The organism is Allofournierella sp. (assembly GCF_017889395.1).
GTDB lineage: Bacteria > Bacillota > Clostridia > Oscillospirales > Ruminococcaceae > Allofournierella.
The window spans coordinates 25652-32063 of record NZ_JAGHKE010000013.1 but is presented as its reverse complement, the minus strand read 5'-3'; the positions used below and the strand labels follow the sequence as shown (position 1 = coordinate 32063).

General features: G+C 60.4%; 6 protein-coding genes. All 6 read right to left on the bottom strand.

Annotated elements, in window-relative coordinates; genetic code table 11:
* On the bottom strand, positions 1-188 hold a 188-nt coding region (locus J7G73_RS02790), incomplete at its 3' end, for a hypothetical protein (RefSeq protein ID WP_291245134.1).
* 129 nt (positions 189-317) lie between these two features.
* On the bottom strand, positions 318-1106 hold the full coding sequence (locus J7G73_RS02785; RefSeq protein WP_291245133.1) for a sulfite exporter TauE/SafE family protein: 789 nt from the start codon (positions 1104-1106) through the stop codon (positions 318-320).
* A gap of 89 nt (positions 1107-1195) precedes the next feature.
* Entirely contained in the window at positions 1196-2680 is a 1485-nt protein-coding gene (locus J7G73_RS02780) for a lactate racemase domain-containing protein (RefSeq protein WP_087295923.1), read from the bottom strand.
* A 21-nt stretch (positions 2681-2701) separates the two neighbouring features.
* Positions 2702-3538 carry a triose-phosphate isomerase family protein gene (locus J7G73_RS02775; RefSeq protein ID WP_087295922.1) on the bottom strand — a complete coding sequence of 279 codons (837 nt, stop codon included), beginning with the start codon at positions 3536-3538 and terminating at the stop codon, positions 2702-2704.
* 87 nt (positions 3539-3625) lie between these two features.
* Complete coding sequence (locus J7G73_RS02770) at positions 3626-4780, bottom strand: ketose-bisphosphate aldolase (RefSeq protein ID WP_367113936.1); 1155 nt, start codon at positions 4778-4780, stop codon at positions 3626-3628.
* Between the two features lie 338 nt (positions 4781-5118).
* On the bottom strand, positions 5119-6384 hold the full coding sequence (locus J7G73_RS02765; protein WP_291245132.1) for a glucose-6-phosphate isomerase: 1266 nt from the start codon (positions 6382-6384) through the stop codon (positions 5119-5121).
* Positions 6385-6412: the final 28 nt, after the last annotated feature.

Below are 6412 nucleotides of genomic sequence, written 5' to 3'. Positions count from 1 at the left end.
GGCAGGTCCAGCTCGGTGCCCTTGCCGAATTCGCAGCACCAGCCCAGGGTGCACAGGCACCACACATCGCCCAGCGCCGCCGCCTGGCGCAGTGCAGGCACCGCCGCCTCATAGTCGGCGGGCTCAGCCAAAAACAGCTCCTGTGCCTGGTGGGCCAGCCGCTCCCGTTCGTTTGCATCCAAGATCATTTGGGTTCTCCTTATTGGTACGCGGGGTCTTGCCCCGCTATTTTATGCGATATGATTTTATTGTACACTGTTTGGCCGCAAAAGCAAAGCGGGCAGCCGCAAACCGGCCGCCCGCACTTTGGAAATCGCTCACACCGCAAAGGTGTACTGATATACATTATAAAGGCTGATGCCCATGATGATGACCATCAGGCCGATGAACAGCTTGTCCACCGCCTTGTTGTCCATCCGCTTGTTGAAGGCACGGCCGATCATGCCGCCGCCGATGCCGCCGGCGACCATCAGCACCAGGCTGAGCCAGCCGAAGGGCGGCACACTGCCGGTGACCAGCGTGGCCAGCAGGCTGGTGATCTGGCTGACCAGAATCACATACAGGCTGTTCTGAGCCGCGGTCTTGGTGTCCATGGAGAAGAAGAAATAGAACACCACCAGGTTGATGGGGCCGCCGCCGATGCCCAGGAAGCTGGACATGATGCCCAGCAACAGGCCGATGATCAGACAGACCACCGCGCTGTCGATCTGCTTGGTGTGGATGCGCGCCTTGCACAGGGTGTACGCCATGGTACCCAGGGTGATCAGAAACAGGCAGGCGGCCTGCACCGCACCCGCGGTCTCCTGGAACTGGGCGCTGATCACACTGAACATCTGCTTGCCCGCCACGCCGCCGATGGCCGCGCCGATGGCCAGCGGGGTACCGATCTTCAGATCCACCTTGCTGTCGCCCGCGCGCATGGCCTTGGTCACGGAATAGCAGCTCATGGCCAGCACGGTGCAGCCGGACAGAAAGCTTACGGTGGCCACGCTGTCCAGATGGAACAGGTCCAGGGTGGGCTTGATGATGACTCCGCCGCCGATGCCGCAGATGGCTCCGGCGATGCTGGCCAGCAAACTGATGATAAGATATGCAAAAACCTGCATTGGTTTCCTTCCTCTCTTGAAAAGCGCAAGGCCGGGCCCCCTCATTCCGGGGGCCCGGCATGGTTTATTTTAAAATGGGTATACCGCTCTTAGCCGCAGCAGGGATGATGGCCGTACTCGTCCATGCAGTCCTGGCTGGGGTCCTTCATGCACAGGTGCACAGCGGCAACCTTGAAGGTCTGGGGCAGCGCCAGAATGTTGGGGTTCTCGCCCACGAACTTCTTCTTGGCATCGGCCAGCGCCTCCTCAAAGGTGGCGCGGGTCTTCAGGCCCATGCTGCGGGCGATGCCCGGCTCCTCGGCGCCCACGATGTAGATGGCGCTGGTGTTCATCTCGGCGATGTGACCGCAGCTCATCATGGAGAAGCCGTGGAAGGGATGGAAGGCGTTGGTGAAGCGGTACTTGCGGATGTATTCCTCGTTGGTGGCGTAGTATTCGCCCAGACGGTTCATATCCGGCAGAATATTCATGTGGTCATGCTGGAAGGCCTCCCACTCCTCGCGCAGGTAGGGCCACAGCTCGTCGTGGAAATAGCCGTTGCAGATGGAGGAGCAGATGATCACGCAGTGGTCGCTCATCACGCGCTTGAAGCGCAGCACCTGGGCGCTCAGCGCCTGCATCATCATGATGGGGTTGGTGCCCATGCCGTCGCCGTAGTGGAACTTCTGGGGCATACCGAAGACCAGCACGTCGTATTTCTTTTCGGCCCAGTGCACGTAGGTGCGCTTGTCGGCCAGCTTCCAGCTCTCGGGCATCATCTCCTTGGCGTAGCCGGAGTAGATGGCGATCTGGCGGCTCTTGGTATCCAGCACAGCGTCGCAGCAGAAGAAGGGATGGCCCATCTTCTCCTCCATGTGCATACCGATCTCGTTGAACTTGTGGCGCATCAGGCTGCCGCCGTTCACGGGGGTGAAGTCGTCCCGGTGCATGACCTCAGGCACATGATGGCTGGCGATGCTGCGCCAGTTGGTAATGCCGGTGGCGCAGTGCTTGTACCCGCCGGAGTAACCGCCGTAGGGGTTGCCCTGCACGTGGCCGATCAGAATGGGAATATCGCACTCGAACACGGTCTTGTTCATGCACACCGGGTCGCCCCGCTTGGTGGTGCCCAGGTCGACCATGTTGTCCGGGTCCTCGGAGTCGTGGCTGGTCATCTGGTGGGTGTACCAGAACTCATTGAACAGCTCCTCGCCGAAGATGGCCTTGTAATCCTCGGGCTTAGCGCGGGGATGCAGGCCGTTGGAGATGATGAACTGGATGTCCTCCTTCTTCACGCCGGCCGCATACAGCTCCTTCAAAATCAGCTTGATGCTGACCTTGCGGTGGCTGGTGGGCTGCTCGCCGCCCTTGACCCGGTCGGGCACGATGAAGACCACCTTTGCGCCGGGGAAGGCCAGCTCGCTCAGGGGCTTCATGCCGATGGGATTGCGCAGGCTCTCCAGATAGGCGTCCTCCAGCTTATCCTCGGGGATGTAATCCGGGTCGGGCACGGTGGTGCCGGGAATGAACACATCGGTGTTGTCGGGCAGCTCGGCGCTCATCAGGCCGTGGCCGTATTCAAAATCCAGTTTCATGGAAACATTCCTCCTCTTTTGTTACTCGCCCAGGTAGGTGCGGATGATCTCGAGATACTCGTCCGGGTAGAAGCCGATCTCCCCGGAGAAGCGGGTCAGAGCAATCAGGCCGCCGTCGATCTCCTCGATGCTGGCCAGCATCTCGGCGTTGTCCTTCTTCAGGCCGCCGCCGTATACCACGGGGATGCCGCCGGTGCGTTCCTTCACGAAGCGGGCGATCTTTTCGATGTAGGGCTTGTCCGCCGGGGTCTTGCCGGGGCCGATGGACCAGATGGGCTCGTAGGCAATGACCACTTGGCTCTTGTCCACACCGTCCAGGCCGATGTCCAGCTGCTCACCCAGAACCTCCTGCCAGCGGTCCTGCTCCTCGCTCTTTTCGCCGATGCAGTACAGCACCTTCATTCCCCGGGCAATGGCCGCCTTGATCTCCTTGTTCAAAAGGCGGTTGGTGGCGGCGGTGTCGGTCACGCCGGCCTCGGCCAGAACGCCGTTTTTATCGTTGCGCTCCTCACAGTGGCCGATGATCACTCCGCCGCAGCCCATGGCCCTGGCAATGGAGGCGGGCCGGTTGGTGGTAAAGGCGCCGAAGTTGCCGCCCACGGCGGTATCGTCCCGGTAGATGCTCTGGCAGCCGATCTTCACCGGGCTGTTCTCACAGCGGGCCGCCGCCGCGCCCAGGATGTGGGCCTCGGGGAAGTACTGCACAAACTCCACCTTCTCCGGGTCATACTTTTTCAGCTGCTCCTGGGTGTTCTCCACAATATAGCGGCCCCAGTCTCCCACCGGCGCGATGCGGTTCACGCCGCCGAACTCGGTGGGCACATCGAAGCGTTTCAGATTCAAAAAGATGTATTTCATGAGCACTTCTCCTTTTGGTCTGGTTTGATAAACCGGCCAGCGCCGGCTGCCCCCAAGGGAGCGGCCGGCGGCCGGAAACGAATTGGATCAGATGCCTTCCTTGCGGTAGCGCTCGGCCATCTCGTCCAGGGTCACCCGCTCCACGGCGGGCGCCTTGCCCACACTGCCGAACTCCACGATCAGGGTACCGACCACTTCTCTTACGCCCCGCTCAACGCAGTCCACAATGGCGGCCACATCTTCGTCGGGTACATCGCCGTACATCACGGTATTCATGATGGGCGGCAGGAAGACACGGGGATCGAAGGCGGTCTTTTTCTCCTCCAGCAGGCGGTAGATGGCGCCGATGCTGGCGCTGCTTTGCAGCTCGGGGCGGTAGTGGAACAGCTCCTTCATGTTGCGGGTCACCGCCAGACGGATATCCGTATCCACATTGATTTTTGCGATACCGCAGCGGGCGACCTCCTTCAGCTGAGCCAGCTCAATGCCGTAGGCGTTCTGGAGGTCACCGCCCAGGGCGTTGATCTCCTTTACGATGTACTGGGGCACGGTGGAGGAACCGTGGCTCACCAGCGCACAGAAGATGCCCTCATGCATCAGGCATTCCTTGGTGGCGATGGCGATCTCCTTGCGCAGCTTTGCGCCCTTGCCCTTGTTGGCGCCGTGCATGGTGCCGTAGCTGATGGCCAGCGCGTCCACCTTGGTCTTTTTGATGAATTCCACCGCGTCCAGAGGATTGGTGTAGGTGGAGCCGGCACTGAACACATGGTCCTCCACACCGGCCAGCACACCCAGCTCAGCCTCCACCGAAACGCCACGCTCGTGGGCGTATTTTACCACCTCACGGGTGAGCTCGATGTTTTCCTCAAAGGGCAGGGACGAGCCGTCGATCATCACGCTGGTGTAGCCGCCGGCAATGGCCGCCTTGCAGGAGTCGAAATCCCGACCGTGGTCCAGATGCAGCGCAATGGGAATGGGGCTGTCCTCACCGTACTTCTTCACCGCATTGCCGATGTTCTGCGCGCCCACCTTTTTGTCCTCCAGGGTGGCGTTCATAAAATCGGTGCATCCGCCCATAAAACCGTTGGCCAGGTCCGCCCCCTGCAGGATGGCGGGGCTGCGGAACATCTCGTGTACCTGGATGGCTGCCTTGGCCTGGGCCACAGCGTTCACGTTGAACGCGCCCTGGGCATAGTGTTCTTTTTCAGTGGCTTCCAAAATCGCACGCAGAGGTACTAACATAATGATACTCCTTTTCGTATGGGTCGGCCGCCGGCGGCGGCAGGATTAACTACGGCGTTTGCTTTTGCTACAGGTCCAATCATAAAACAAATCCGCAGGGGTTACAAGGGATTTACGCAAAATATTTACACGTGTGTACATTTTCGGCTAGTTGCAGTAGACCGAGGCTGTTTTTCTGTGAAAATAGCCCATTAAACCGTATTTTCGGCTGGTTTTCCGCTTGGCAGAACACATTCCAGCACCACCGCCGCATCGTTCTGTGCGGAATCAAGTATCGGACCCGGTTGGGCAGCAGCCGAACCGGTCAATTTGCAAATGCATCCACCCGATTACTTCCTTCAAGCTTTTCCCAGTGCACGGAACATGCTGCGCTTGTACTCCTCCACACCGTTCTGATCAAAGGGGTCCACGCCCAGCAGCTTGCCGGAGATAGCGCAGGCGATCATAAAGAAATAATACATCCGGCCGTAGGTTTCCTCGTTCAGGCGGGGTAGCCGCAGCTGGATGCAGGGCACGCCCCCGGCATCGTGGGCCTGGATGGTGGCCTTTTCTGCTGCCCGGTTGATGTTGGCAAAATCCATGCCGTCCAGATAATCGAACCGGTCGCCGAAGGCCTTGTCCGACTGCACGCGCAGCTCAGCGCCCGGGTCATCCACCATCAGGAAGGTCTCGATCAGAATGCGTCTGCCCTCCTGCATGTACTGGCCCATGCTGTGCAGGTCCTCGGAATTGGTCATGGTGGCCGGGAACAGGCCTTTGTGGTCCTTACCCTCGCTCTCGCCAAACAGCTGCTTCCACCAGCTCTGGGCCCAGAACAGCCGGGGCTCAAAGGCGGCCAGCATCTCGATGGCGTAGCCCTTTTGGCCCAGCGCACTGCGCAGTGCGGCATATTCCGCAGCGATGCCTCCCTGCTCTGCAGCCAGCTCCGCCTCCATGGCCGAGCCGCCCGCTACAAATGCCTCCACGTCCAGCCCGGCCACCGCCAGCGCCAGCAGCGACACCGGACTGAAGGCAGAATAGCGCCCGCCGATGCGCTCGGGGAAACTGAGGAACAGGTAACCGTTCTCCTTTGCGATCTCCTCCAGGCGGCTGCCGTACGTACCGGTAAGCACCACCCGCCGGGCCATCTCGTCGGGTGTATAGCGCTCGCTCATCCAGCGGCGCAGCACCCGGAAGTGGCTGCCCGGCTCCAGGGTCTCAAAGTTTTTGGCGATCACGTTGATGTAAACACTCTTGCCCTCCAGCTTCTGTAGGGTGCGGACCAGCTCCCAGGCCGAGAGAGTGTTGCCCGCGTAGAGAATCTCCGGTCCGCCCTCGCCTTTCAGTGCCTCGATCATGGCCCGGGCTGCCTGGTTGGAGCCTCCCACGCCCACCAGCACGAATACATCGGCGTTCTGGCGAATCTCCTTTGCCTTTTCCGCGATCTGTGCCCGCTGCATGGCCGCCTCTTCACAGTGCAGCCAGCCGGTCACGCCCCAGTCCGGGCTTGCCTCACCGGCAGTCATCAGCTCCCGGTAAATATCCTTTGCCCGCAGGCGCTCCTGCTCCAGCAGCCCTGCGTCGGCATAGCGCCGGGCAAGATCGGTGTTCAGATAAAGCTTCATAACCACTCACTTCTCCTTATATTTCATT